At 51.7% G+C, this 24967-nt stretch carries 28 protein-coding genes; 7 read left to right on the top strand and 21 right to left on the bottom strand.

The annotated features are described in order from the left end of the window. Window positions 1–226: 226 nt before the first annotated feature. The 4 genes from Dvar_RS11115 to Dvar_RS11100 all read left to right on the top strand — a co-directional run bounded on the left by Dvar_RS11115 (window position 227) and on the right by Dvar_RS11100 (window position 3559). Window positions 227–2314: an ATP-binding protein gene (locus Dvar_RS11115; protein WP_419661764.1), complete on the top strand. Its 2088-nt coding sequence runs from the start codon at window positions 227–229 to the stop codon at window positions 2312–2314. Between the two features lie 289 nt (window positions 2315–2603). Then, window positions 2604–2786: a hypothetical protein gene (locus Dvar_RS11110; RefSeq protein ID WP_419661763.1), complete on the top strand. Its 183-nt coding sequence runs from the start codon at window positions 2604–2606 to the stop codon at window positions 2784–2786. 48 nt (window positions 2787–2834) lie between these two features. After that, on the top strand, window positions 2835–2957 hold the full coding sequence (locus tag Dvar_RS11105; protein WP_419661762.1) for a hypothetical protein: 123 nt from the start codon (window positions 2835–2837) through the stop codon (window positions 2955–2957). 173 nt (window positions 2958–3130) lie between these two features. Beyond that, a complete protein-coding gene (locus Dvar_RS11100; RefSeq protein ID WP_419661761.1) occupies window positions 3131–3559 on the top strand; it encodes a helix-hairpin-helix domain-containing protein in 429 nt (142 codons plus the stop codon). Between the two features lie 132 nt (window positions 3560–3691). Here the strand turns inward: Dvar_RS11100 and Dvar_RS11095 are convergent, their stop codons facing one another. Then, window positions 3692–4423, bottom strand: coding sequence for a YbhB/YbcL family Raf kinase inhibitor-like protein (locus tag Dvar_RS11095; RefSeq protein ID WP_419661760.1), 732 nt, complete (start codon window positions 4421–4423; stop codon window positions 3692–3694). 539 nt (window positions 4424–4962) lie between these two features. Between Dvar_RS11095 and Dvar_RS11090 the strand changes: the two genes are divergently transcribed. Further along, window positions 4963–5232, top strand: coding sequence for a hypothetical protein (locus tag Dvar_RS11090; protein WP_419661759.1), 270 nt, complete (start codon window positions 4963–4965; stop codon window positions 5230–5232). A gap of 28 nt (window positions 5233–5260) precedes the next feature. Here Dvar_RS11090 and Dvar_RS11085 read toward each other — a convergent pair whose 3' ends face one another. From Dvar_RS11085 to Dvar_RS11040, 10 genes are all read right to left on the bottom strand, one after another. Further along, window positions 5261–5425, bottom strand: coding sequence for a hypothetical protein (locus tag Dvar_RS11085; RefSeq protein ID WP_419661758.1), 165 nt, complete (start codon window positions 5423–5425; stop codon window positions 5261–5263). A gap of 617 nt (window positions 5426–6042) precedes the next feature. Then, window positions 6043–6234, bottom strand: coding sequence for a hypothetical protein (locus Dvar_RS11080; protein ID WP_419661757.1), 192 nt, complete (start codon window positions 6232–6234; stop codon window positions 6043–6045). A 261-nt stretch (window positions 6235–6495) separates the two neighbouring features. After that, window positions 6496–6930 (bottom strand): Crp/Fnr family transcriptional regulator, encoded by a 435-nt coding sequence (locus Dvar_RS11075; RefSeq protein WP_419661756.1) that lies wholly within the window; start codon window positions 6928–6930, stop codon window positions 6496–6498. Between the two features lie 45 nt (window positions 6931–6975). Further along, a complete protein-coding gene (locus Dvar_RS11070; RefSeq protein ID WP_419661755.1) occupies window positions 6976–7638 on the bottom strand; it encodes a hypothetical protein in 663 nt (220 codons plus the stop codon). A 24-nt stretch (window positions 7639–7662) separates the two neighbouring features. Beyond that, entirely contained in the window at window positions 7663–8718 is a 1056-nt protein-coding gene (gene pstS / locus Dvar_RS11065; protein ID WP_419661754.1) for a phosphate ABC transporter substrate-binding protein PstS, read from the bottom strand. Window positions 8719–8734: 16 nt separating this feature from the next. Then, entirely contained in the window at window positions 8735–9562 is an 828-nt protein-coding gene (gene pstB, locus Dvar_RS11060) for a phosphate ABC transporter ATP-binding protein PstB (RefSeq protein ID WP_419664102.1), read from the bottom strand. Window positions 9563–9593: 31 nt separating this feature from the next. Further along, the gene (gene pstA / locus Dvar_RS11055; RefSeq protein WP_419661753.1) at window positions 9594–10481 is read right to left on the bottom strand and encodes a phosphate ABC transporter permease PstA; all 888 of its coding nucleotides are present in this window, start codon (window positions 10479–10481) and stop codon (window positions 9594–9596) included. Next, window positions 10478–11449 carry a phosphate ABC transporter permease subunit PstC gene (pstC, locus tag Dvar_RS11050; protein WP_419661752.1) on the bottom strand — a complete coding sequence of 324 codons (972 nt, stop codon included), beginning with the start codon at window positions 11447–11449 and terminating at the stop codon, window positions 10478–10480. Before pstC ends, pstA begins: the two co-directional genes overlap by 4 nt. Before the next feature lie 76 nt (window positions 11450–11525). After that, on the bottom strand, window positions 11526–12554 hold the full coding sequence (gene pstS / locus Dvar_RS11045; protein WP_419661751.1) for a phosphate ABC transporter substrate-binding protein PstS: 1029 nt from the start codon (window positions 12552–12554) through the stop codon (window positions 11526–11528). Window positions 12555–12890: 336 nt separating this feature from the next. Next, a complete protein-coding gene (locus Dvar_RS11040) occupies window positions 12891–13175 on the bottom strand; it encodes a hypothetical protein (protein ID WP_419661750.1) in 285 nt (94 codons plus the stop codon). Window positions 13176–13429: 254 nt separating this feature from the next. On the opposite strand from Dvar_RS11040, the gene Dvar_RS11035 reads away from it, so the two are divergent. Next, a complete protein-coding gene (locus Dvar_RS11035; RefSeq protein ID WP_419661749.1) occupies window positions 13430–13801 on the top strand; it encodes an HMA2 domain-containing protein in 372 nt (123 codons plus the stop codon). Window positions 13802–13855: 54 nt separating this feature from the next. Here the strand turns inward: Dvar_RS11035 and Dvar_RS11030 are convergent, their stop codons facing one another. The 10 genes from Dvar_RS11030 to Dvar_RS10985 form a co-directional block, all read right to left on the bottom strand. Continuing rightward, a complete protein-coding gene (locus Dvar_RS11030; protein ID WP_419661748.1) occupies window positions 13856–14392 on the bottom strand; it encodes a hypothetical protein in 537 nt (178 codons plus the stop codon). Between the two features lie 30 nt (window positions 14393–14422). Further along, window positions 14423–15457: a calcium/sodium antiporter gene (locus Dvar_RS11025; RefSeq protein ID WP_419661747.1), complete on the bottom strand. Its 1035-nt coding sequence runs from the start codon at window positions 15455–15457 to the stop codon at window positions 14423–14425. Then, window positions 15454–15645, bottom strand: a complete 192-nt coding sequence (locus Dvar_RS11020; RefSeq protein WP_419661746.1) for a hypothetical protein — start codon at window positions 15643–15645, stop codon at window positions 15454–15456. The genes Dvar_RS11025 and Dvar_RS11020 overlap by 4 nt, the downstream gene beginning before the upstream one ends. A 37-nt stretch (window positions 15646–15682) precedes the next feature. Further along, window positions 15683–16864: a methionine adenosyltransferase gene (gene metK, locus Dvar_RS11015; protein ID WP_419661745.1), complete on the bottom strand. Its 1182-nt coding sequence runs from the start codon at window positions 16862–16864 to the stop codon at window positions 15683–15685. Window positions 16865–16884: 20 nt separating this feature from the next. Then, on the bottom strand, window positions 16885–19953 hold the full coding sequence (locus Dvar_RS11010) for an HAD-IC family P-type ATPase (protein ID WP_419661744.1): 3069 nt from the start codon (window positions 19951–19953) through the stop codon (window positions 16885–16887). Between the two features lie 326 nt (window positions 19954–20279). Further along, window positions 20280–20771, bottom strand: coding sequence for an HMA2 domain-containing protein (locus tag Dvar_RS11005; protein ID WP_419661743.1), 492 nt, complete (start codon window positions 20769–20771; stop codon window positions 20280–20282). A 66-nt stretch (window positions 20772–20837) separates the two neighbouring features. Next, on the bottom strand, window positions 20838–21083 hold the full coding sequence (locus Dvar_RS11000) for a DUF5132 domain-containing protein (RefSeq protein ID WP_419661742.1): 246 nt from the start codon (window positions 21081–21083) through the stop codon (window positions 20838–20840). A gap of 483 nt (window positions 21084–21566) precedes the next feature. Beyond that, the gene (locus tag Dvar_RS10995) at window positions 21567–21854 is read right to left on the bottom strand and encodes a hypothetical protein (protein ID WP_419661741.1); all 288 of its coding nucleotides are present in this window, start codon (window positions 21852–21854) and stop codon (window positions 21567–21569) included. A 223-nt stretch (window positions 21855–22077) separates the two neighbouring features. Continuing rightward, entirely contained in the window at window positions 22078–22293 is a 216-nt protein-coding gene (locus tag Dvar_RS10990; RefSeq protein WP_419661740.1) for a hypothetical protein, read from the bottom strand. 398 nt (window positions 22294–22691) lie between these two features. Beyond that, window positions 22692–22925 (bottom strand): hypothetical protein, encoded by a 234-nt coding sequence (locus tag Dvar_RS10985; RefSeq protein ID WP_419661739.1) that lies wholly within the window; start codon window positions 22923–22925, stop codon window positions 22692–22694. A 213-nt stretch (window positions 22926–23138) separates the two neighbouring features. Between Dvar_RS10985 and Dvar_RS10980 the strand changes: the two genes are divergently transcribed. Beyond that, window positions 23139–24689 carry an ATP-binding protein gene (locus tag Dvar_RS10980; RefSeq protein WP_419661738.1) on the top strand — a complete coding sequence of 517 codons (1551 nt, stop codon included), beginning with the start codon at window positions 23139–23141 and terminating at the stop codon, window positions 24687–24689. Window positions 24690–24967: the final 278 nt, after the last annotated feature.

Raw genomic sequence — 24967 nt, 5'->3', positions numbered from 1 at the left:
TGAAAATTATTAATCCGGCCGCAAGAAGTCGCCTTCCTTCAAGCCAGGTGGGCAGTCTGGCAAGCTTTCAATTAACAAAAAACTAACATTAGATATTCAGTGAAGTTACCGATAATTTAGAGGGTGGATATTGTTCCAAAACTGAAATGAATACATTTGTGGCCAAATGCTCAGCGTTCAACCAAACCGCTACTCGAGTGACCCGGTCGCTTATACTGATGAGAAAATGAAACCGTTTATAACCATTGGTTCGCTAACTACCGATTCGCCTACGGTCTGTCCCCGGGACAGCGTTGCCCATCTTAAGAAAGTATTGGCGGACAGAGGTCCGCTGGGAACGGCTGTCGTCGTGAAGCAGCAGCGTCCTGTCGGGCTGGTGATGAGCCATCATCTCAATCAGTTGTTGAGCCTTCAATACGGACAATCCCTATTTCTGAAAAAATCGGTGTCACAACTGATGGATGCCGCGCCACTGATCGTGTCGACCACGATGAATCTGGAAAATGTGGCGGCTCTGGCGATGCAGCGCGAAGAAGAAAAAATCTACGATAATATTATCATCACAGATACAAACGGAATATACCGTGGTGTCGTTTCGGTGCATGCCATTTTAAGGCGGATGACATCTCTGGAAAAGGTCCGCGTAGAAGCACTGAAGGCCGGCAATCGTGTTCTGGAACAAGAAATCAGGGAAAAGCGACAAATCCAAAAGGACTTGCTTGATTCCCAAAGCAGACTTCGCCTGGTGATCGATACGATCCCACAGGCCATTTATTGGAAAAATCGGAAATTGTCGTATGTTGGATTCAACAAAATCTTTTTACGTGATTCAGGTCTGAAGCATGAATCTGACTTGATTGGCAAAACCGACCTTGAACTGTCCCGAGTCAGTGATGAAGCCAAATTTTCCCATGAAAACGACCGCCGTGTTGTCCAGACCGGTCTGGCGGATTTCCATGTGATCGAACCGAAAATGAAACCGGATGGCGGACGACTCTATTTTGATGTCAGCCGCATTCCACTGTTCGACGACAACGATCGCGTTGATGGTCTGTTGGTAATGTATGCGGATATCACCGAAAAGGTGCTGGGCAAACAGGAAAAGGCAGCGTTGGAGGCCCAACTGAGGAAGGCCGAAAAAATGGAAGCCATTGGCACACTGGCCGGCGGAATCGCCCACGATCTGAACAATATTCTTTCCGGTGTGGTAAGCTATCCCCAGATACTGCTGCTGGACCTTCCTGAAAAGAGTCCATTTTTCAGACCACTACAGCAAATCCAGCAGTCTGGAGAACGGGCCGCTGCCATCGTTCACGATCTGTTGACCATGGCCCGACGTGCTGTGGAAACCATGACACCGGTTACACTGGCGGCAGTGATCGATGATTATTTTCAAAGTCCGGAGTTTATCAAACTACAAGCCAATCATCCGGGAGTGCATTTATCTTATCATAATCAGTCACCCGAAATAAGAATTTTGGGCGCCAGACATCAGCTGTCCAAAGTCGTCATGAATCTGGTCAGCAATGCCGCAGAAGCAACGGCCCCATCCGGCGATGTAAAGGTAAGCTTAACGCTTAGTCATCTGCCTGAGGCTCACTCTGGCTATGAGGACGTTCCACCCGGCCACTATGCGGTAATCGACGTTACCGACACTGGGACCGGAATCAACGTAAATGATATGGGACGAATTTTCGAACCATTTTATACGAAAAAGAACATGGGTCACAGTGGAACAGGGCTGGGGCTGGCTGTGGTATGGGGCATCGTCAAAGATCATGGAGGCTTTATCGATATTCGCACCCAAAAGGATCGCGGCACGATCTTCAGCCTGTACTTCCCGAAGACGGACCAGGCAAATGGCTCTGGCGAACAAATGATGAAACTTGAGGATTACATGGGGCAGGGAGAGTCCATTCTGGTGGTTGACGATGTTGTCGAGCAACGTCAAATTGCCGAGATCATGCTCAAACGGTTGGGCTATACGGTAACAACGGTAAAAAGTGGCGAAGAGGCACTGCAGTTGACCGACAAAAAGCCATTCGATGTGCTTCTCCTGGATATGATCATGGAGCCTGGAATCGACGGACTGGAGACATATAAGCACATCCTTGAGGTGCGCCCTGAGCAGAAGGCGATCATCGTCAGTGGGTATTCGGAGACAAGACGCGTTCAACATGCATTGCGCATGGGCGCTTCAGCATACATACGAAAGCCCTATTCCATTGAAAAAATCGGCATCGCCATGAGGAAAGCATTACACCACCGCAGGGACACAATCTGCAACAGCACGACAAATGAATTGATCAATTAGACTCCCGTCAATACTTCTCTCCTGACAACCCATCATTAAACGACCCGGCCCCATATACGCCCAAATCAATCAATATATCGGTTAGTTGTGCGTGTTTGAATGGATACCGTTGCTGGATGCTGAAATGGGGACCGTCAACGGTCATCGAATGCGAAACAGCTGATCCCTGCTCATTTGCATCCCGAAAAAATTTGAAAAACTGTTTGACACCAGACTTTAGTGTATATACAATGTATATGCTTTGCATATGCATATTTTAATGACGGACGTCAATTCAGGCAATAATCCAATGGCCAAAAAAAAAGAAAAGAAGAAGGCAAAGAAGGATAGCCAGCTGTTGATTCGTATCAATGGTGAGCAGCGCGATCGGTTCGTGTCACTTTGTGAAGAATTGGACACCAGCGCTGCCAGAGAGATACGAAAATTCATCGATCGTTTTTTAAAATCGCATCAAACCACCGATGAGTTTTAATTGTTTAGCGTCCTTTCAAACCACTTTAAACCGTAAAAGGAGAGTCCAATGGCAAAAGCAACCAAGAAAGCCAAAGCAATCAAAAAAGAGCTGAAAGCCAGAAAAACAAAAATCGCCAAGCAGGAAGGCAAAGTCAAAAAGTTGAAGAAAGCGCTCAAGAAAGCGGCCTAACGCTTTGTTTTGACATTTTTAAAAATTAAGCGGTAAAAGCAGAAAGAGGCGTTTCCTTGCATCTGGTTGACGCCTCTTTTGCTATTTACTGAATGGACACTGTCTCGCACCAATTTTTAGACCTCAGACTTGCCTGAAAATCGCAATCATTGTTCCCATTGAAAGGATCTTCCATGCCTACTCCTCTGACTCGCGTGAAAGGGATCGGCCCGGCCAGTGCCGAGAAATTAACATCCGCCGGCATTCCGACTGCCGAAGCGCTTGCAGCGGCAACGCCCGAACAAGTGGCCGCGGTCCCCGGATTCGGCCCTTTAAGGGCGGGCCAGATCCTTGAGAATGCGCGTCTGGCCATATCGGCAATCGACCAAACGGCGGATATTGTGGTTCCTGTCGAAGAAACCGAAGCGTTAGAAGAAAAGAGAACCGACGCTCAAAAAGACAAAACCACGTCCAAGAAAAAAGCAGGGAAAAAGAAGAAGACAAAATCGGACAAAAAGGCCCATAAAAAGAAAAAGAGCAAACAGAAAAAAGAGAAGCAACCGTCGTCAAAAGACAAAAAAAATGGGGCGAAAAAGAAAGCCCCAAAAAAGAAGAAAAAATAGAGACTACCATCTGCAACCGGCTGAACATCTATCGCTGACTGGCAACCAAAGCGATCGCCCAGGCATTCACTCAACCGGCCCACAGGCAGCCCGTTCGTAGCATTTCACTCATCATTGAATTTGACCGCTTTTTTAAAGCAACTCACTGTCGGTCAATACGCAAGTGTGTTGTGTCGGTGCCTCGCCAAACGGATTGACGATCATGATTAGGCCGTCTGCATCTTCCACCCATTCCACTCTGAAACGATCATATGTATTCATATCAGTGAAGTCGGCGTAATTATTCTCTCCATCAAAAACATATCTGACGTCCATCATCGCCCATAGTAGGCGACAAGCGATGCTTTGGATATAAGGTGCTGATTTAAATAGTAACCAACCATTGCCGGGGGCATTTTTTTCATCCAAGTCCAGTTTTTCAACATCGAGCGCATATACGGTAAATACATAGCGATGCGGTTTATCTCCCGGGGAAGGACAGGCGCCACCAAAACCAAGTGCTCCGAAATCGGTTACACTCTGGATGCTTCCCTTTGGCGCCAACCCTTTTGCTACATTCCCGGCATCTTCTTTTAGTTTGTCGATGTTAGCAGGAATGTTAAACATCACCCAATGCCACCACCCACTTCCGGTTGGCGCATCAGGATCATATACCGTGACGGCGAAGCTTTTTGTATTTTCCGGCGCATTCATCCATTTCAAGGATGGTGATATGTTTTTGCCACTGCAACCAAATCCTGAAAAGACCTGGTTCGCTGTCAACTGCCCGCTTAGATCTTTACTTTCCAATGTGAAATTTTGTGCATATACACTTTCAACTCCAAATAAGCCCAATACAGCAAGAATCAAGACAAATCTTTTCACTTTGTTTTTCTTTTCTCAGCAGTAAGGTTTCATTTCCATGGTCACTGTTCAACAGCAGATGAATCGGAAAGCCCGCTTCAACATGGCAAACAGACACTGCATGACAGTTATGCTCTTCTGCCGGTTTGTCAAGACTACCAAACGACACATTGCTTCCGCACAAAATACAGGGCAATCGCATGTAAACAGTCACCCGGTTCGCATCGTATCTTAAACCATGATATCGGAAATAGATCGATCCCCCTCACCCTGTCCCTCTCCCCAATGGGGCGAGGGGACGTTTGGATGAGATCAAGGCGCGAGAAAAAATTTATCACAGGCGCCCGAAGGAAGTGCCCTTGGGGTGCATATGGTTTATATTCCGAGGATAAAATTTTCCGCGCAACGCCGATATCGGGCAAATTGGTCATTCGTGGATGGGCACTATCGCGAACACTTGTTGTTTTCATAATTGAAATCATTTGACTATAATTAATCGAGGAGGGAATTGAGGTATGCGTCAAAAACTAATGGAGATGTTTTTTATTGTCTTTGTTTGAATGGACGGAAATCCTGTCAACTGGTCTGATCAGGCGTATGCATCGGACGATACCGTACTGTTTTATGGGGTGGAATGGACCACAGGCAACGGACACGCCAATGTGTGGACCAGACAGCCGTTCGATTATACGACGACAGTCTGGTCAGCTAATCGCAACGAGGAGCCCATCTTGGCCGTCGAGGCGGCTCATCTTGAAAGTGTACGTTTTTCCATCAATCATCCGGTGCGTAATGCCTGGGAGTATCCAGCGTTGGTCCACCCCGATTGATGTGGGTTATTGATTGTTTTATCCGGATTCAACGATCAACATCACCGTTCAAACAAAATTTGACATATTTTCGTTCGGCCTCTTTGTAATCGTCCTGTGTGTAATAATTTGTATTTTCCTGACGTCTGAATTCATTGCGGCATTTTTCCACCAACAATTCAATCCCCAGCGTGGCGCTATTGCTGTTGCTCATTGAGCCTCCTCCAAATGCCATTTAAAAAGGCAGTGCCTGATCCAATGATGTCACGTGTCCGGCATACCCAATGCTGGTAAATCGATCATACTACGCCAATTATATTTGATTGATCTATAGGGAGAGATCCACCGAAGAAGCAGCAATCGTATTGGAAATACTGTATGAAAATAGGCGACCGAAATGAGATAGAGCTCCGCGAAACCAGCCTGATCAATAGGGCGCGTGGAGATAGCGTTTGATTTCCAATGATGTAAACATGTCAATCATGGTGTCGTTTGTCAATAGGCGTTCAAGGGGAAAACGGCAAGGATTGTGTTAAGCAACAGATACTATGCGAAGCGATGTTTCTATTAAACCCGCGGACATGTTCTCCATCCGATTATTTTTTTACAAACCGGCAACGCCGGGTTGTCTGTCGATAAATTTTCAATTTATTGCGATTCTTATAACAAAGGTGGGAAAGATAAGGACGTTTCAAAGCATTTAGGTCGCAGATATGGGAGTATGCTGGTTACCGTTGCCCGAACCGCAGGCCATATTTTCTCGGCTACCTGCATCAACGCGGCAACAGGTAAAAAAGCCTATTCATTCGTTTCAGTTGCCAAGCGCACCACTTAAAAGACAAAGGGATCATCTTTTCTGCGAATCCTTTCGCGACGATCAATCATTCCCACGGTGCTGATGTAGGCGAACCCCTCGCTCGGCATGGTGCGACGATCTTCCACGTCCCGGTCTTCGAAATGGTTGCTGAGTACTGGGTCGTGCCGATCATCTAACAAATCGTCTCTTTCTGGATATTCGTTCATGACGAACCTCCTTACAATGGCCGATCCATCCACAAGATGGCTCAGCAGATAAGATGAAAGAGAAATCAGATAGCTTATCAACACTTTAAACGGTTAGCACGCCAACCATTCACTTGAACTGAACTTAAAACGAACGGAGAAAGGACAACCTCACTTCACTGGAAAAGGTGAATCAGACCCCACATCTGCTTCATACCTATAATATTAATCATTGTCTTTACGTTTTACAACCCAGGAAAAAAATTTCGTCATCGATTCTTATCATTTTTCCTTACCTGCCAAGGCGTCCGCTTCCGCACAGTAATCTTTAAGCAGACCCATCACATAATAAAAGCGGTCGATGATCACTTTCATGATATGAAAACCAAAGGTCGGATGTTCACGAAAAAGATATTCAGCCCGTTTGTGGTCAATCGGAATCAGCTCGCAGTCCGTGACTGCCACGGTGGTGTCCTCATAATCACGCCCATCGATGGAGCCCATCAGCCCGATGAAATCTCCAGGACCAACCTCGACGACATGCCGGCCACCAAACAGTTCAATCCGGGCGGTGCCGCTTTTCAACAAGTAGGTCAAGTCCCCTGGCTGTCCAACATTGACAATCGTTTCTCCAGCCTTTTTTAGCATCGCATCGTTGTTATCACCTAACAAATTCAGGAAAAAATCCCTTTCCTTTTTCATTCTTTCGCCTGCCATAAACTCGTCTCCTCTTGGAATGTCTGTATGTTGCATTGAGATTAGTCAGCATTTCAACAGCAATTTTGAATTCGATTCCCGCTGTAGAAATCGGGAGAATTTTTTCTTTATTTTTGGCAGTTTGTAATACTTGCCAAACAGATTTTTGTGGGTCTCCTTGGCAAGACTCGATGGATCGAAATACGCCTTGGCATTGTCCACCGTGAGCACAAACGGGGCTTTCCCACTGCGCACAAGAATACTGCTCATGAGCAGTGCACCACTTCTGTGATTGCCCTCCTCGAACAGTTGCGGCCTGCTGATCTGCAGAATGTAAACGCCGGCCGCCTGTTTGTAGGGCCCATCCTTTTTGTGTTTCTCGGCCCAGGCCCGAATGTTGGAGATGGAAAAATGCGCCTGGTTGTAAAACCGATGTTTGGTAGCCTCTATGTATCCCCGGTAATCGATACGGGCCTTTTGACTGGTACCGCAAAGAACGATATTGTTCAGCTCCAAGATGTGGTGTAGCTGCTTTGGGTGCAGTGGATTGATGTTCCGTTCGAGCAGCATGTTCACATAGCCGTATCCCGCCAGCATGTTGGCCACAATTTCGTCCTGCATGGCTTCACGACGCATCTCCAGCGTTTCGTTGATTTCGTCAAACCGCATTTGGACAGCGCGCAACGACTGCTCGACCAGGACAATGTTTATCTTGTATCGACACGGCATGCTTTGCCTGCACCCTTATATCAATCATTGCACGTCTGTGAGTGCATCCAGGGCCAGCGCGGCGACCGGCTGCGGGAGGGGCGCATAGCCGTATTCCGGCGCGAATTTCTGTCCCTCGACCAAGCCCCAATTCAAGAATCGTTTAACCCTGTCGGCCTTGTCCGGATCGGCATAGGATTGATAAATCAAAATCCAGGAGTAGGTAATGATCGGATAGGAGTCATTACCATCGGGATCAGGGATGAACATCCGCAGGTTGGGCGGCATCTGGGTGGATGTATTGGCAAGGGTAATGGTTCCAGCGTTGTCACTGGGGGTAACAACGCCCCCCGCTTTGTTTTCCAGACCGGCCATGGCAAGCCCGGACCGTTTGGCGATGCCGTATTCAACATAACCGATGCTGCCTTTGGCGTATTTGATTTTGGCGGCCACGCCTTCATTGTATCGGCTGGCCATGGAATTGGCCGGCCAATCGACCTTTTTGCCCACCCCGGGACCCGTTCTGCGCCACTTTTGACTGATCGTATTAAGGTGGTTGGTAAAGGCCCAGGTGGTACCGGAGGCATCGCTACGGGTAATCGTAACAATGGTCAACCGGGGCAGCCGCACATCCGGGTTGAGGGCCTGGATGCGTGAATCGTCCCAAGAGCGAATGTTTCCCAGAAATATTTCGCTGTAAACCTCCCGGCTCAAGCGGAGCTTTTCGATGCCGGGCAGGTTGTAGGCCAAAGCGATGATCCCCGCTGTTGCCGGAATCAGCTTTACGCCGCGCCCGACACGGGAGATCTGCTCGTCGCTCATGGCCGCATCACTGGCCCCGAAGTCGACCGATTCAGCCATAAACCGGCGGATTCCATCGCCGCTGCCACCGGCGTCGTAGAATACGGTGAATGCATTCGAAGTCCGGGAAAACGCTTTGATCCACCGCTGATAGAGCGGTGCCGGAAAAGTTGCCCCCGCACCGATAAGATCTGCCGTGTCGGCATTGATGGGTTGTTGCCTGGCCGGACCGGTTGACGGAACACCGACCACCAACACGGTAAACAATAATAGACAAAACAGGGGATTGCCCTTTTTCATGCCAAACGCCTCCAGATCAGGAAAATTCGCCTTGGAGATATTCCTTGGTGAGTTTCTGCTGTGGGTTTTCAAACAGCTGTGCCGTGGGTGCCATTTCAACGAGATATCCGGTGCGTCCGCCCTTGGAAATATCCACGGCGAAAAAGGCGGTTTGATCGGCAACCCGCTGGGCCTGCTGCATGTTATGGGTCACAATGGCCACGGTATATTTTTCCTTGAGCTGCACCATCAGCTCTTCGATCTGGCGGGTGGCGATGGGATCGAGGGCGGAGCAAGGCTCGTCCATGAGCAGCACCTGGGGTTCGGTGGCAATCGCCCGGGCAATGCAAAGCCGCTGCTGTTGACCGCCGGACAAGGAAAGGCCGTTGTTTTTGAGCTTGTTTTTCACCTCATCCCAAAGCGCCGCGCCTCTTAAGGCCTTTTCTACCTTCTCACGGATGTCGCCCTTGAAACGGTTGAGTCGCAGGCCAAAGGCAACGTTGTCATAAATAGACATGGAAAAGGGATTGGGCTGCTGAAACACCATGCCGATGTTGCGCCGCACGGACACCGGGTCGACTTTCTTATCGTAGATGTCCATGCCGTGAAAGTGGACCCGGCCCTTGAAAGAAAACCCGCGAATGAGGTCATTCATGCGGTTGATGCTTTTCAGCACCGTACTTTTACCGCATCCCGACGGACCGATGAAGCCGGTGATCTGGTTTTTACAGATGGGCACATGGCTGTCACGAACCGCCAGGAAATCGCCATAGTGGATCTGCTCGGCAAGGCAGTCGAGGACCACATTACCGGAAGCGTCGTTGGTCGTGGGTTGATCATGGGTGGCTTGGGTGGCGGTATCCATAAGCATTATCATTCCATTCGTTGACTTGAAGTTAAATTTTCTTACGCCCGCCGATGATGCGACTGATGACATTGAGTACCAGCACCATCAGGACGAGAACCAGTGAAGCGGTCCAGGCCAGTTCAATCTGATTGTCAAAGGGCATGCCCGAATAATTGTAAATCAATACCGCCAGTGAAGCGGTGGGTTCGTTGGCCTGCAACCAGTAATCGCTAAACAGGGCCGTGAACAGCAGGGGCGCCGTCTCACCGGCCGCGCGGGCCACGGCCAGGACGACACCGGTGATGATCCCTGGCATGGCCACCGGCAAAACCACTTTGACCATGCTTTGAGATGGCGTGCAGCCCATGCCGAAAGCCGCATCCTTCATGGCTTGCGGTACCATCTTGATGGCTTCCTCGGCAGTCAGCATGACCACCGGAATCATCAACAGGGACAGGGCAATGCCCCCGGCCCAGGCCGAATAGGAGCCCATGGCCAGGACCACGGCGGCATAGGCAAACACACCAGCCAGGATGGAAGGCAGGCCGGTCATGGTTTTGGCACAAAAACGGGCGATCTGGGACACCTTGCTGTACGGCCCCAGCTCGGCCAGATAAATGGCGGCCAGGACACCGAAGGGCACGCTGATCAACGAGGCGATCCCCACCATGAAAAGGGTCCCTAATATGGCATTGCCGAAACCGCCGCCCATCTCAAAGGCCGTGGGCGGCAAGGCGTAGAAGATTTCCAGACTCAGCCGCTTTCCGCCCCGGTAAATCAGCATGATCAGAACGGAAAAAAGCGGAACGCAGGCGGTAACGGCGGCAGTGATGGTAATGGCACTCAAAATGATCGATTTGAGGGCCCGCGGCTCCATGGGTTGCCGCTCCAAATTCGGCAGTTGAACGGCTTGAGCAACAGTGGCGAGTGAATTCATCGTTTACCTCCAGAACCGGTGCTGGCCATGATCAACGAACCGGCAATGTTGACCACCAGGGTGATCAGAAGCAGAACGCAAGCGGCGTACATGAGCACCGGTGTTTCCAGTTCGCCGGCTTCGGGAAAGTTGAGCGCCAGCAGGGCGGCCAGGGTGTTGGCCGGCGAAAACAGGGACAGGCTGATCTGGTTGGCGTTACCCACCAACATGGCCAGGGCCATGGTCTCTCCCAGGGCACGACCGAAGCCGAGCACCAATGCACCGAAAATCCCCGTGGATGCAGTGGGCAGCATGACTTTGAGGATGGCTTCCCAGCGGGTGGCGCCCATGCCAAAGGCGGCCTCCTTGGTTTTATGGGGAATCGCCCTCAAGGCATCCTGGGATACCGCGGCGATGGTGGGCAAAATCATAATGGCCAGCACCAGAGCGGCCGGCAACAGCCCGGGTCCGCTGAGGCTGGTTGAGAAAAAAGGAATCCAACCCAAGGTGTCATGAAAGAAATCGGCCAGGGGCCGGATCAGCGGGATCAGAAAAAAAATACCCCAGAGCCCGTAGACCACGCTGGGAATGGCAGCCAACAGTTCGATGATGGTTTTCAGGATCATCTCCACCTTGTAGGGCAGAAAGTCCTGGGTCAGGAAGATGGCAATCGTAATGCCGAAAAAGCCGCCGATGACCAGCGCCAGGATGGAACTGTACAAGGTCCCCCAGATCTCGGGCAGGATGCCGAATTCACCGGCATTCACATCCCATGTGGTGGAGGTCAAAAAGCCGAGTCCATAATCGGACAGAGCCGGCAGGGCCTTGCCGCCGATCTCGAAGACGATGTACCCCAGGAGAAGGATCGTGGCCAGGGTGAAAACATAGGTCAGTCCCCGGAAGCCCTTGTCAAAAAGGATGTCCGCGGATGAGGGCGGCTGGGAATAACCCGCCGCATGGTCGGATTCAGCGGAAGTAAGAGATGTCATCGATTATGCTCCATAAAAAGCGTGTACCGGGACGTCTGGGTCCGGCACACGCTTTATCGTGCCTGGCGTGTACCGGCTATTGGATATTTTGCGAGGCCTTGCGAACCTTTTCGACCACGTTGGTCGGCAAGGGGATGTAACCGGCCTTGTCGGCGATTTTTTGTCCTTCGTCTAGGCAGTAGGCCACCATTTTCTTCAGGGCATCGGCCGTTTTGGGATCATCATATTTTTTGTAGAAGACCATCCAGGTGTAGGTGGCGATGGGATAGGCCTTTTCACCGGCAGGATCAGGCAACCAGGCAATCATGTTTTCCGGAATCGTTGCACCGGCCAAGGCCGCCTGACCGCCTTCCAGACCGGGAGCGACGAATTTGCCGTCCTTGTTTTGCAGGCTGGCCATGTCGAGCTTGGCCATGCGGGCAAATCCATACTCGATGTACCCGATGGCGCCGGGGGTTTGTTTGATCAACGCGGTAACCCCATCGTTTTTCGGCCCCTTGACCAGGTTGGCGGCGGCGGGCCAGTTGACGGTCTTGCCATAACCCGGACCACTTTTAAATTCCGGTGAAACCGCGCACAGGTGCTTGGTAAACACGAATGTGGTTCCCGAACTGTCGGCGCGCACCACCACGGTGATGTCTTCATCAGGCAGGGTGATGCCGGGATTGGCGGCGGCGATGGCCGGGTCGTTCCATTTCTTGACCTTGCCCAGGAAGATGGCCGGATAGATGTCGCGGGGCAGTTTCAGCGCTTTGACCCCTTTCAGGTTATAGGCCAGGACCACTTCACCGGCCGTCATGGGCAACAACTGAACACCGCGGTCGACCTTGGCCATCTCCTCCTCACTCATGGCCGCGTCACTGGCGGCAAAATCAACGACGCCGTTTTGAAAATCGCGAATGCCGGCGCCGGAGCCTTTGGACTGATAGTTGATCTGAACATCCTTGTTGGCCCGGCTGAACTGCTTGAACCAGGTGGTGTAGATCGGTGCCGGAAAGCTGGCACCCGAGCCGACGATGCGGGTGTTGGCCATGGCCGGCCCGGCGGCCAGCAGGGCAACAACGGCAATACTGATTAAACACTGCAAGATGGTCCTGATTTTCATGTTCTCTCCTTAAATTACATTCAGGTTCGGTTTCACTTCATCAACAACCAACGCATCAATCTGAATGAATCAGAATAAGCGTGGATGGGATACCCGTAAAAAAGTAAAGGTAAGCTAATTATGGGCCTCTATGCTTCTTTTAATGTGACTTTATTTTGTAATGCGGGTCAGTCGCATGACATTTATCCGATGCCGAAAAACCGGCGCCGGACAACTCGATGGGATTGTTCATCGGAGAGAAATAAATACGAGGCAATTGTTAGGGGTTGATGAGCGTTTTGCGCGAATATGGTTAGGATATCGTCTATAAGATCGACAGAATACATTCACTTAACACTAATACATCGACCGCTGCGGCCGATCCGGATAACGCTGGCACTTGATGATCCGATCGAACTTGTCTGGATCTTGGTCCAACAAAACAAGATATTCATCCACCAGTCTCCTCCAGCCAGGTCCGCCATGGCGCCGAAACGCTTCCAACGCGACCAGCAAAAGCTTTGCGGCAGCCCGAACTTCGCGGTCATCGGCATCGCCGTAGTGGGCGACGAGTTCCGCGTAAAAATGGTCCACTTTCTGAAGCGGATTGGCCTGGTCATCTTTGGTATCGTTATTTTCCATCAGCGCCTCATAGAAACTGCTCACTTTGGGTTCATGCAAGGGACCTGAAGATAAAGTCCGCCGATTGGAAATCCCTCTATCCCTTTTTGGTTAGAAAAATATTAGCGGCCTTTTTTATATACGCCTCACAGACATCTTACAAAACCTTAACACAATCCTAACCATCATGGGTTATGTATATACATTATTTGGAAGCTGGGTTGAGAAAGTAAAACCCGGAAGAATCGAAAAATAAATAGAAATAGGATCATTTAATGGGTAAATGCTATATCCACCATATTCCCGGCAGATTGCGCATTCGTATTCCCACATTGAAAAATAATCCGCAAGGGATTGAACAGGTAAGGTCGCTTTTGTCAGTGGAGGGGACCCATTCATTCACTGCCAGTTCATTGACCGGTAGCATCATCGTTACCTATGACCCCCAGAAATTGAACAAGCAGTATCTGCTTGATATCTTGAAAGAACACGGCCTGTACTGCGAAGAACGCAGCACAACCATGGAATCACAACTGCAGCAGGCATCAGAAAACGCCGCACGCAAAGTCAGTCGAGCGATGTTTGGTTGGGCCGTTGGCAGGGTGCTCGAAGCAAACGGACTTTCCATTATCGCCGCATTCATCTAAAAGCAGGGATACCCTTTTCCAGCAACAACACACGAAATTTCAGGAATTGAAGAATTATTCCACGGCCTCGAGTTTGCGGGTGATCCGCTCGATCCTTCCTTCAAAGCCGGTTTTGGTGCCGTTTTGCATCCCAAAAGAAAGTGCCTTGTGGCACATTTCAAGGGCTTCGTCATATCGCTCGTCCTGTTCCATGGCGATGGCGATCATCCGGAGGGTTTCGATCCGGTCCGGCCGCTCTTGCCCGTTTTTCTCCAGGGCGTCCAGTACGCCGGCAATCTCTTCCACATGCAGGTGCGCATACCGGTAGAATGCCTCTTTTGCATCGGCATCGTCCCGATTTCGATAATACTCGGCAATGATCTGACTGAGCAGCGCATTACGCAGGATCGGATCCTGGGTTTCATCCAGTGTCGATATCATATAGTCAACATTACCCGACACAAGTGCTTGATCTACCCTTTCCTTGGATGAGATACGCTTTGGCGCTGCTTCAATCGATCTGTTGCGATTACCTCTGGCACGACGCGCGCCTCTTGCGTAAAGCAGGAATAACCCACCAATGGCACCGACCGAAAACCATACCCAATTCATGACATCCTCCTGTTTTTGTATCCCATGTTTTTACAACAGGATATGCGAGTAACTGTAGTATGTTGATAACAGATAGCATCCCAATAGCACCAAGCCGAAGGATCGCTTGAGATTCGGCCCGGAGAAGACAACCGCCAGACGGAAAGTCACCAGAATGAAAAACATGGCCGGAAAAAGAATCGAAAAAAAATGGGGCGGGGCGGCCAGTCCTGGCTGGGTGACACTGGCGGATGCACCAGCCACAAAGAGCACGTTCAGGATATCGGCTCCGATCACATTGCCGACGGCAAGCTCACCATGCCCCTTGCTGACGGCCGCGATGGCGGTCACCAATTCAGGCAGCGATGTGCCGAAAGCAACAATGGTTGCGCTCACAATTCCCTGGGGGATGCTAAGCCGCAGGGCGGTGACGCGAACCACCGGGATCAGCAGGTGGGATGCGAACACGACCATCAGGATTCCCACCACCAGTTTAATGGCACCACTACACGTTGTTTTCTCAGAATGGTTTGATACACCGTCCGCTTCGGTCAATGTATCGCTATCGTCCCGGCTCCAGCGGATGGATACCCACAGGTAAAAAACCAACAACAGGAGAAAAACCACGCCCATGAAACGTGGCAGCATGCCGCCGCGGGTAAAGGTATCGTGGATGGAATAAAAAGGAATACAAGACAGGATCAGCAGGCAGCCGGCGGCGAATTGAAACCATCCCTGACGGTTGACGATACGCTGGTTCAAGGGCAAGGGCGACAAAAGGGTTGCCGCCCCCAGAATCAACCCGGTATCACAAATAATCGACCCCACGGCGTTGCCCAGGGCAATGTCCGGCGCCCCCCTTACCGCGGCCATGACCGATACCGCGGCTTCAGGCAATGTGGTCCCCAGGCTGACAATCGTGGCCCCGACGAGGATGGTGGGGATGTTCCATCTTGACGCCAGGGCAACCGCTTCTTCGACCAGCAGATCGGCACCTTTACCCAAAAGCACCACCAGACAGGCGATGATCGCCAGAAGGCCCCATATCGGCAGCGAGGCAAGGCTTTCGATTGGTACGTGGATCATGAACAAACCTCCTGTCGATCGGGTTTGAATCGCGGCAGGCTGGCACGCCAGGCCACGGTTTTGGTGTATTTCTTGATCGCCAGGCGGGCGAGCCGCCGGTCGGATTCCAACATATGGATGGAGGGCCGGTCACTGTCCACAATCTGCTGAAAACGATACAGCGCATCCACGATGATATCCTTTTCCATTCTCACCCTCCTTTACTGTTTTTAGACACCTTTCCACTTAAAACATGTCGGTCTGCTCCCATGGTAAATCCATATCGTCTCTGCCCACATGCCCATTGGCGGACAGTTTTTGAAAAAAACCACCGGCCTGTTTACCTGGCAGTTGCCGAAGCCCGAACCGCTTGAGGATGCCGGCGGGACGGAAATCAAAACGGCTTCTAAGTCTTTCGGCCAGCTCACCGTCCGGTTGCGTGCCGGTTCCAAACGTATTGACCAATATTGAAACCGGCTGAGAAGCCCCCGTGGCGTAGCTGACCATTATCTCGCAGGCGCTTGCCAGGCCGGCGGCGACGACATTTTTGGCAACATAGCGCGCGGCATAAACCCCGATACGATCGACACGCAGCGGATCCTTGCCGCTGAGCGCCTTGCCGCTGTGCCGGGCGTATTCGCCATAAGTATCCACGGCACATTTGCGACCGGTCAGCCCGGAATGATACAGCGGCCCGCCCAGGTACGGCCCGTTGGGATTGATATGGACCACCGTCTCCCCATCCGGGGTTACCGGCAAGTTTTCAAACACCGGAGTGACCACGGCTTCCATCAGGTCCGCCTTCAGGGTATCGGCATCCGGTTTGCCCATGGTGCGCGTTTGCACTTCCAGCGTGAGGCTGTGAATTCGCTTTGGTGTCCAGCGCTCGTATTGGACCCCCACCTGTACCTTGGCATCCGGCATCAGGTAGGGCAGTATTTTTTGCTTTCTGGCATGGGTCAGTCGCCGGGTGAGTTTGTTGGCCATGTAAATTGGAAGCGGCATGAGCACCGGGCTTTCATTGACGGCATAACCGAAAACGGTCACCTGGTTTTTTGCCGGGATGGCCTCAATTTGCACATCGGTCAGGGTGTATTCGTCAAAATGGGTGGCCGGGTCTACGGCCTCGGCGCGGGGAGACGTGAGAATACTGCAGGACTTTGGATTGAAGTCGGGCTGGTCGTAGCCGATCTCCTTGACGACCTTGCGGGCCAGGTGGGTAAAATCCACGGTAATGGAAGAGGCGAAATGGGCGGCGATGAAGATGATCGCCCCGGACACGGCGCATTCACAGCGCACGGTCGAGTACGGCTCCAGCGAGACGAAATGATCCACAACAGCGTCACTGATCTGGTCGCACAACTTGTCCGGGTGGCCCTCGGTCACCGATTCGGAAGTAAAAATATAGCGGTGGGCCGTCTGAGTCATCTTTACCTTCCTGTCCTTTACTATGCATCTTTCAATGGTGGATGGTTATTCTTCCGGTCAAGGTTGGATTCGGTTTTGGCCGCCTCATTAAGGACCAGGGCTGCCAGGGACGTGCCGGCAATGACGGCCACATCAAGCACCCCAGGCGCCACCAGGCCCAATGCGGCACGAAGGGGCGGAAAAACCATGGTCAGGGCCTGCAAGGCCAGCGATCCCCCGATGGCCACATTCAAGTAGGGATTGGGCGGCAAATCGCGCCCCTTGAACATGCTGGTGTGTTCGGACCGGCAACTGAGCGCGTGCAACAGCTGTCCGATGGTCAGACTCTGAAAGGCCAGGGAGGTTGCCGCGCGCCCCAACCCGTAGCGGGCGATACCGTAGCCGTAGGCAGCCATCGCCCCGCCGGTGATGGTCGCCGATTCACGGGTCATTCTCGCAAAATCGCTGCCCGAGAACAGCGGAGCACCGGCATCGCGCGGCGGCCTGTCCATGACACCGGTTTCCGCCGCTTCCATGGAGAGGGCCATTCCCGGAAAGATATCGGAAATGATATTGATCCACATCAACTGCATGACATTCAAGGGGAACCCGATGCCAAGGCCCAGGGCCGTGGTCATGATCATGATCTCGCTGATATTGGTCGACAGAAAGAAGTGGACCGACTTGCGGATATTCCCATGAATGGTACGGCCGTCCTCCAGCGCCAGGATCAATGTCTCCAGGTTGTCTTCTTCTAGCACCACATCGGCCACATCGCGGGCCACGTCGGTGCCGGTTTTACCCATGGCGATACCCACATCCGCCGCCTTGAGCGCAGGCCCGTCATTGATCCCGTCGCCGGTCATGGCCACAACCACACCCGCCGATTGCAGGGCCTGAACAATTTTCAGCTTATGGGCCGGGCTGACCCGCGAGTAAACGTGGGCCTTCTTGGCCAGGGCGATCAATGCTTCCGGATCCATGGCGGAAAGGTCGGCTGAATCGAGGATGTCGATCGGATCATCACCGGCAATCTTCAATTCTTCGGCCACCGCCAGTGCGGTGGTGCTCTGATCGCCGGTAATCATCACCGTATCGATGCCCGCATGATGAAAAACATCGATCAGGGGGCCGACCCCTTCCCGGATCGGATCCATCATTCCCACCAGGCCGAGCCACACCATGCCCGATTCCTTCAAGTCCTCACCATCGCTTAGCGGGTTGTAGGCAAAGCCAAGCACCCGCAAGGCGCCGGCGGCCATTTTCTCGTTTTCGGCAATGATGGCCAGCCGTCTTTCGTCGGACAGGTCCAGAATGCGATCATCGATGGCCTCGCGATCGCACATGGCCAGGACCTCGGGCGGGCTGCCCTTGATGCATACCAGTCGCCCGCCGTCCGGCCTGCGATGCAGGGTGCTCATATAAAGCCGCCGCTCGGCGCGATGACTGATGGTCAGCCGGGGATAATCCTTTTTCATCTGCCGGACATCGAGACCGGCGTCAATGGCCAGTTGAACCAGCGCCGTTTCCGTTGCCGACCCGCACAGCTTGACCTGCCCGTTGTCATCCTGTCCATTGATTTTGATTTCATGGCACAGCGCACACGCGGCAAGCAGCTGTGCCAAGGCGTCGTTTTCCAACGCATCGACGGTTCCAGCCTCGGTAGAAAGCCGACCGGTATCCACCCCATAGCACGCCTCGCCTGAGCAAACCCGCGTGACGGTCATCTGATTACGTGTAATCGTGCCGGTTTTGTCCATGCACAGGGCCTGGACAGCACCCAGTGTTTCCACCGCCTGCAAGTGGCGGATCAGCACTTTGTGCTTGCGCATGCGGGTAATGCCCAGAGCGAAATTGATCGTGGCCGCGGCGGGCAGCCCTTCAGGAACGGCGGCGGCCGCCAGGGAAATGGCCATACGCATCATCTGCAACACGCCATAGCCGCGAAGCAAGCCGATGAAGAAAACGACCCCGCAGACGCCACCGCACATCAGCACCAGTTGATCACCCATGGTTCCCAGTTGGCGTTCGATGGGGGTCTCCGGCGGGCGGGTCTGATTGAGCAGAATTTGAATGCGGCCGATCTGGGTGCGCTCGCCGGTGGCCACCACAACGGCAAGCCCCTGCCCGCCGGTCACCAGTGTTCCCATATAGGCCATGTTGTTTCGATCACCAAGCGGGGTATCCGCCTTGTTCAACACCCGGGCGTGCTTGCTGACTGGCATGTTCTCACCGGTGAGCATGGATTCGTCGATACTCAGGTGGGAAGCGGCAAGGATGCGGGCATCAGCGGCGATATAGGCTCCGGGCTTCAAGACCAGGATATCCCCTGCAACCACATCTTCCACCGGCAGGGATACGGTCTTGCCATCGCGCATGACCTCGGCCTGGGGTCGTACCAGGCGTTTGAGGGAATGGATGGTCTTCTCGGCCGCGCTTTCCGTGAAATAACCGATCACCGCGTTGGCCACTACCACGCCCATAATGACCGCGGCATCGAACACCCCTCCCGTGAGCACCGACACACCGGCTGCCGCCCCCAACAGGTACACGGGCAGGCTGTTCATCTGGTCCATGAAAATGCCCAGTCCGCTGCGCGGCTTGGACTGGGGTAACAGGTTGGGTCCGGCCTGTTCGAGCAGTTGGTCGGCATGTTGAACAGTCAGGCCGAGCTTTTCATCGGTTTGCATGGCCTGAAGAACGGCTTGGCGCGGCATCAAATGCCAGGGACTGCCATCATCCGCAGCCGAGCCAACTGCAACGGCGTCCGGCTTGAGCGTTGCATCAGTGACATTGGTGTTGACATGCCGGCCCCACCGGCGATCGCCCTTACCGGAAGCTGATTTGGGCGAATGCCGTGGGATGTCGGTGGGGGCGTATTCAAGGACGATATCCTCGATAATCCTACCGATGGATTGGTGGTCATTTCCCGAATTGTAGGCAACCAGGATCGTCCCGGTCGTAGTGGAAGCGGAAAAATCAATAATTTCTGATTTCCGGGCCAGCCGCTTTTCGAGGTAGGATTTGATGGGCGGCATCTTCTTGAGCCCGGCCACCCGGTAGCGTGCCCGACCGGTGACATTGGTGTGAATGGGTTGAACATGGAGCATAATGGTTCACGGCTCCTGTATAGCTATGGATAAACGAAAATGGCACCTCACTTTGGATAAAAACACCCTGACGAAACAGGTTATGCCTCAGCCAGGTAAAATTGGCTGCGCTAAACGAAAAACGGCAAGGTGCGGCGCTAATCGAATCCGAAGTATTTACTTTTTTATCTATCAATTATAACAAGAGATACGGATACTTAGGCGTCTGGCGACACTGCACCCATCCCCCTCGCCCGGTAGCGAATCGTCTGGTCTATCACTTAAATGTTATGCCGTCACAAATGTGAGGCATCTGCGATTACTTGCGAGAATACGAATATCGAGTGCTATTGGGTATCAGAACGCAATTCATCGACGATGGTTTTAGAGAAAAGGCCAAAGGCATACCAGAAGGCCGTGTACCATGGCGGACGCTTGAAATTACCGATCGCCAGCTCCCACAGACCAAAGGCGATCAGGCCCAGAAAAATGGCACCGGCCAGGTCCAGACTTCCACCGGAGACGTTGCGGATCTGATGGTTGGCATTCCGAACGGAAAATGCGACCCGCTTGGCCAGTGGTAGGGCCGGTTCGTCTTCCAACCGCAGTCTAAAAAGTCGATGGCGGTCGGCGACGGCCGCTATTTCATTCAAATCGATCGACGTGTTCTGAATCACCACACTGCCGGTGAGCGCAGATGCCTTGATCCGATGGTCCGACAATGAAGCATTAAGGTGTTTCTCAATGTTTTGGAAGTACTCCAGGTTCCCTTTTTGCGACCGAACCTGAAGGCGTATTCTACCGGTCAGGCGGCTTCGGATAATGGCATCAGGCAGCATAGGGTATCCAACACGCCATGCCGATCAGAACGCGCTCACGGCATGGTCGATTAGAGGAATGAAAATTTATTCGGCCGCTTTCTCTGTACCCACCTCAGCCTTGGCCTCGGCGGTGATATCTTCCAGGGCCTCTTTGGTTTCGGCGATGGATACTTTAGCCCCTTCGTAGGCAATCAGGGAGCCTTTGATGACCGCTTTGGCCATGGGTTTCAGTATCGCGCCAATGATGGGAAGAACAACGGGCGTGAGAAGAACGACACCGGCGCCGACAGCAATACTACCTGGATTCAGGCTACCATTAAAAATCTTCATCGTTAACCTCCTTTAGCATGTAATTGATTGACGGACATTAATATTCCAGGCTTGGTCCCCGCCCTGCATCCGACTCAACGCTTAGCTGAAAACACTTCGCCTCTGGATGGCGTTGTTATAAGTTTAAAAAAAAACGCTTGAGCTGGCAGCAACGGGTATGCGCCCTTTATGGTTTCGGACGTTTACCTATAGAAGAAGGGAAGTGAGATCAGGGCGCTTTCAGCAGAAATCAAACAGGCATAGATAGAAAATATCACAACGGGAAGCAAATGACGATTTGAAAATCCATTAATTTACCTATAAAGCTAAAACCTTTAGTATAATAAAATTCATGCAAAATAAAAGTTAGCAATTGATTAGAATTTGGTTAGGATCGAAAGGATACTTATTGAACACCCCCTTGGACTGGCTATCCATTTGTCAACACCCATGGATACGATGGTCCAGCAGGGAATGACATTTCGGGCGTGTCAAACGAGGTTTTTAAAAGTTGCAGGGGTCTTGATAGTTGGGGCCGGGAAAATGGGGGTGCTCAGGTGATGTGGATGCATGGGAACCGATGAACGCCCGGTTCAATTCAATTCCATATTCGATATCAGTAAAGCCTGGACAGCACGATCGTAATTCTTTGATCAGCCCCCGCCAGGCCATCGGCAGCCCGGTGGGTTGGCGATGCACCTGTATTCCATTCAGGAAATTCTCGGTGACGGTATAGGCACAGGCCGACAGTGTATTGCGGCCGGCGTTTTTCAGTTCAATTGGCGGTTGCATCAGTGCCTCGGCGTTTTATGTGTTTTGGCGCGCCCATGGCAACGCCACCGTAGGCCGCATGTCATAGGGTGAATCAACATGCGGCCCTCACCCATCATGCAGCGTTTTTCAGTTTGGCTAATTGATCTTGCCGACTGTAGGGGTGGATTCATGCAGCATCCGATCCAACGGGTCCACCTGCCCCCAGTATTTCATGTACAGATTGTAAGTTGTCTGCTCTTTCTTACGGGGTTTGACGGCATAGCGGTGATAGCCGATCAACTGCTTGAGCTGCCGGGAGTAAGTTTGAAGTAACGCCGTCTGAGCAGGCTGACTTTTTTTTTAGGATCAGACGATCCGCTTCGGTGGCCTCTTCAACAGCCATGGCGATCACCGTCTGCGAATCCTTGTCCTTTAAAAACGCCGTGAATGCTTCGATGCTGCACTCTTTGGATATCATTTCTACCTCCTTGAATTATAAAGCAGGTTACCAGTAATTGTAGATCATTAATCCATGTCAATGATCAGCAATGGTCGGCAGTATTTTTCGTTCAAGCAACAATTTCTCTTTGACCGAGAAATGTTAGGCTTTTGTTAGGAAAATGATTATCAATAAGAAACCAGATTCCATTTTTAGAATAAGCCCTTAGTATTCAGGGGATAATGCTCACTAACACAAATTTAATATTTTTTTTTGGAGGTCATTTTTCTCACTCAAAGCGAGTGGCGATCGCTTGAAGCGCCTGGCAGGACGCCACATACCACATTGTAATACCCAAGGAATTTATATAGTGTCCATACCACTTATCGAGGATCGCCTTCCAGGTGCCGTCGTCTTTCATTTGCCTGATAACGGCGTCAAATTGTGGCAGAACCCACGCAAACGGTGACTTTTTGCTGACAATCAGAACATAGATGAGAAATGGACAGGCCCAACCGTTTACCCAGCGCCTCATTCATCATATCGATAAGAATCCCCTCCATGCCGCCGCCCTTTGTTTTTTGGCTGATCGGCGCGAAATGTCCCATATAGGCAATTGAAAAGGTTTTCTTTTCTTCTGCGTGAACGCTGACACTAAAACTAAATATCATCACCGCTACAACGACAATGATATGCTGTTTTTCTAATTAGCTATAGATCATAAGAGACACATTATGATTCTATCAAAAACAAAGCAAGGGCATTTTCGGTTCGTAATTCGTGGTTTCCTTTTTTCGGTCCCAAGGTCAGCTTGACAATTCCGGCCATGAAAAATAAAATCAGCATATACTTATTATTCCAATACCTTCATTCTGGAAAAAACAATGGATCAACGCTATTCTGGAAAAGTGCCCCTCAAACTGGCCATTGTGGGCGGTGGCCGGGCCTGCAAATTTTTTCTGAAGCTGGTCCGATTGGGCAACCTGCCCTACCTTGACATCGACATCATCGGGGTGTGCGATATCAACCCCCGGGCCGAAGGGTTACTCATGGCCCAGCAACTGGGAATCTACACCACCGACAACTTCAAGGATCTGTTTGACCTGAAAGATTTGGACGGCATTGTGGAGCTGACCAACAATCGCGAGTTACTGGTCGAGCTGATTCGCCAGCGGCCAGAACGCATCGGCATCATCGAGCACAACATCAGCCGGCTTTTAAAGGATTTGTTTACCGTGGATCAAAAGCTCAGATCCGCGGAGCGGCAGATCGTTTTCGAAAAAGCGATCCGCGATTTTCTGATTCAACAGAACCAACAGTGCATCGTGGTCATCAACACGGATTTTACCATCGACGCGGTCAATGATGCGTATCTGACAACCGTGAGCAAAACCCGCGACGAGGTCATCGGCGCCCATTGCTACCAGGTGATTCACGGACTGGAAAGCCCCTGCGATGCCATGCGCAACGGCATCGTCTGCCCGATGCTGGAGACCCTGCGCACCGGCCAGCCGACCAAGGCCTTTCATTCAATGCGCCTGGGCAGCCAACAGGCATCGACCATCCATGATATCGTAACCTTTCCGGTCAGAAACGCCAGGGGCGAGATCATCCGCGTCATCGAAATCTGGATGGGTATCGGGCGGGAAATCGCCTCGCGCTGGGAAAAACGTGAACAGGAACTCAAATCCGACCTGAACAAGCTGATCCAGGAGGACCGCCTGATCTCCCTGGGCAAACTGGTGGCTAGTTGTGTTCACGAAATCAACAACCCGATCCAGGGCCTGCTGACCTTCAGCCATCTGATGAAGGAAATGCTGGCAGCGGACCGTATCGACAAACCCGAGATCACCAAAATGCGGGAGTTCACCGGCATCATGGCCGAGGAGTTGGAGCGCTGCGGCAAGATCATCAGCGGTCTGCTATCCTTTTCCCGGGAGACGCCCAATGCCTTCAAGACCATTGACATCAATGCGGTGATTACCTCGGTGGCCGATCTGATCCGTCATCGGCTCGAATTGCAGGACATCTATTTCAAGATGAATCAAAGCCAGACGCCGCTTTTCGTCCACGGCGATCGGAACCGGCTGCAACAATGTTTTCTCAATCTGCTCTTCAATGCCATCGAGGCCATGAAACCCGGCGGTCAGCTTGAAATCACTTCCAGCTTCAACGATAATCGTAAAACAGCGGATGTCCGAATCAAGGATACCGGTCACGGCATCTCCCAGAAGCATTTGAGTCATATTTACGATCCTTTCTTTACTACCAAGCCCATGGGAGAAGGCACCGGCATGGGCCTATCCATCGTTTACGGGGTCGTCAAGCATCACCAGGGAGAAATCACGGTTCACAGCGAAGTCGACAAGGGCACGACATTTATCGTCCAGTTCCCGCTTTGTGCACCGGCTGGCGGTGACAGAGACGAGGGTTAAGCTATAAGCTTATTCGGTTATCCGGAAAGCTCCAGCTGACATCTGTTCCAGTATAGTAGCATGAATTTAACTGATCGATGGACCCGTGTTAAGTGTTAAGTTTAAAGTGTTAAGGAAAGGCATCCTATCGATTCCCATATAAAATTAGATCCGATCCACCACTTAACACTTAACACTTGAAACTTAACACTTTTGCAAAACAACCTTGACGAGAGCTTTTCGTCTCCAACTTGAGCTTTCTGGAGAACCGCCTAAATTTATTGCTAATTGATCACAAA

It is taken from the genome of Desulfosarcina variabilis str. Montpellier (assembly GCF_048565275.1).
Lineage (GTDB): Bacteria > Desulfobacterota > Desulfobacteria > Desulfobacterales > Desulfosarcinaceae > Desulfosarcina > Desulfosarcina variabilis.
Note: the sequence above shows the minus strand (reverse complement) of the source record. Positions and strands in the feature narration are given on the sequence as shown.

Coding starts and splice junctions, on each gene's coding strand:
- Dvar_RS11115 (WP_419661764.1), top strand. CDS start 227: ATGAAACCGTTTATAACCATTGGTTCGCTAACTACCGATTCGCCTACG.
- Dvar_RS11110 (WP_419661763.1), top strand. CDS start 2,604: ATGGCCAAAAAAAAAGAAAAGAAGAAGGCAAAGAAGGATAGCCAGCTG.
- Dvar_RS11105 (WP_419661762.1), top strand. CDS start 2,835: ATGGCAAAAGCAACCAAGAAAGCCAAAGCAATCAAAAAAGAGCTGAAA.
- Dvar_RS11100 (WP_419661761.1), top strand. CDS start 3,131: ATGCCTACTCCTCTGACTCGCGTGAAAGGGATCGGCCCGGCCAGTGCC.
- Dvar_RS11090 (WP_419661759.1), top strand. CDS start 4,963: ATGGACGGAAATCCTGTCAACTGGTCTGATCAGGCGTATGCATCGGAC.
- Dvar_RS11085 (WP_419661758.1), bottom strand. CDS start 5,425: ATGAGCAACAGCAATAGCGCCACGCTGGGGATTGAATTGTTGGTGGAA.
- Dvar_RS11080 (WP_419661757.1), bottom strand. CDS start 6,234: ATGAACGAATATCCAGAAAGAGACGATTTGTTAGATGATCGGCACGAC.
- Dvar_RS11075 (WP_419661756.1), bottom strand. CDS start 6,930: ATGGCAGGCGAAAGAATGAAAAAGGAAAGGGATTTTTTCCTGAATTTG.
- Dvar_RS11070 (WP_419661755.1), bottom strand. CDS start 7,638: ATGCCGTGTCGATACAAGATAAACATTGTCCTGGTCGAGCAGTCGTTG.
- pstS (WP_419661754.1), bottom strand. CDS start 8,718: ATGAAAAAGGGCAATCCCCTGTTTTGTCTATTATTGTTTACCGTGTTG.
- pstB (WP_419664102.1), bottom strand. CDS start 9,562: ATGGATACCGCCACCCAAGCCACCCATGATCAACCCACGACCAACGAC.
- pstA (WP_419661753.1), bottom strand. CDS start 10,481: ATGAATTCACTCGCCACTGTTGCTCAAGCCGTTCAACTGCCGAATTTG.
- pstC (WP_419661752.1), bottom strand. CDS start 11,449: ATGACATCTCTTACTTCCGCTGAATCCGACCATGCGGCGGGTTATTCC.
- pstS (WP_419661751.1), bottom strand. CDS start 12,554: ATGAAAATCAGGACCATCTTGCAGTGTTTAATCAGTATTGCCGTTGTT.
- Dvar_RS11040 (WP_419661750.1), bottom strand. CDS start 13,175: ATGGAAAATAACGATACCAAAGATGACCAGGCCAATCCGCTTCAGAAA.
- Dvar_RS11035 (WP_419661749.1), top strand. CDS start 13,430: ATGGGTAAATGCTATATCCACCATATTCCCGGCAGATTGCGCATTCGT.
- Dvar_RS11030 (WP_419661748.1), bottom strand. CDS start 14,392: ATGAATTGGGTATGGTTTTCGGTCGGTGCCATTGGTGGGTTATTCCTG.
- Dvar_RS11025 (WP_419661747.1), bottom strand. CDS start 15,457: ATGATCCACGTACCAATCGAAAGCCTTGCCTCGCTGCCGATATGGGGC.
- Dvar_RS11020 (WP_419661746.1), bottom strand. CDS start 15,645: ATGGAAAAGGATATCATCGTGGATGCGCTGTATCGTTTTCAGCAGATT.
- metK (WP_419661745.1), bottom strand. CDS start 16,864: ATGACTCAGACGGCCCACCGCTATATTTTTACTTCCGAATCGGTGACC.
- Dvar_RS11010 (WP_419661744.1), bottom strand. CDS start 19,953: ATGCTCCATGTTCAACCCATTCACACCAATGTCACCGGTCGGGCACGC.
- Dvar_RS11005 (WP_419661743.1), bottom strand. CDS start 20,771: ATGCTGCCTGATGCCATTATCCGAAGCCGCCTGACCGGTAGAATACGC.
- Dvar_RS11000 (WP_419661742.1), bottom strand. CDS start 21,083: ATGAAGATTTTTAATGGTAGCCTGAATCCAGGTAGTATTGCTGTCGGC.
- Dvar_RS10995 (WP_419661741.1), bottom strand. CDS start 21,854: ATGCAACCGCCAATTGAACTGAAAAACGCCGGCCGCAATACACTGTCG.
- Dvar_RS10990 (WP_419661740.1), bottom strand. CDS start 22,293: ATGATATCCAAAGAGTGCAGCATCGAAGCATTCACGGCGTTTTTAAAG.
- Dvar_RS10985 (WP_419661739.1), bottom strand. CDS start 22,925: ATGATATTTAGTTTTAGTGTCAGCGTTCACGCAGAAGAAAAGAAAACC.
- Dvar_RS10980 (WP_419661738.1), top strand. CDS start 23,139: ATGGATCAACGCTATTCTGGAAAAGTGCCCCTCAAACTGGCCATTGTG.